The following is a 326-nucleotide window of genomic DNA, read 5'->3' as shown; positions in this document are numbered from 1 at the left end:
AAAAGAAAGAAAAGCAAAAATATATTTAGGCAAAGAGCAAGATTAACCCCAACCCAGTTAACTTGATTGCGGGCACGTCACTACTATTTTTATTTACGGTTTAAATACTCTTCAAGTAGAGCCAAGGTTCAGTTAACTAAGTTAGTTTAGGGCAGCAGGTGGTTTGATAACAAAGCCTTTTTCAATACCGGCTTGAAACCCGACGGACTCGTATAAAGCGTGCGCTGCTGTAAGTTTTTCGCCTGATAGCAACATAACCTTACAGCAGTTTTGTTGCCATGCGGTATTAATTGCGAATTCTAATACTTGGCGGCTTAAGCCATGTC

1 protein-coding gene is annotated in these 326 nt (G+C 40.2%); it reads right to left on the bottom strand.

From position 1 onward, the window contains the following. Window positions 1-141: 141 nt before the first annotated feature. Window positions 142-326: GNAT family N-acetyltransferase (locus ACTJJ7_RS28135; RefSeq protein ID WP_440969516.1), on the bottom strand; the 185-nt coding region annotated here is incomplete at its 5' end.

The sequence above is a fragment of the Phyllobacterium sp. 22229 genome (genome assembly GCF_052056495.1).
Classification (GTDB): Bacteria; Pseudomonadota; Alphaproteobacteria; order Rhizobiales; family Rhizobiaceae; genus Phyllobacterium; species Phyllobacterium myrsinacearum.
This window is presented reverse-complemented; position numbering and strand designations above follow the sequence as displayed.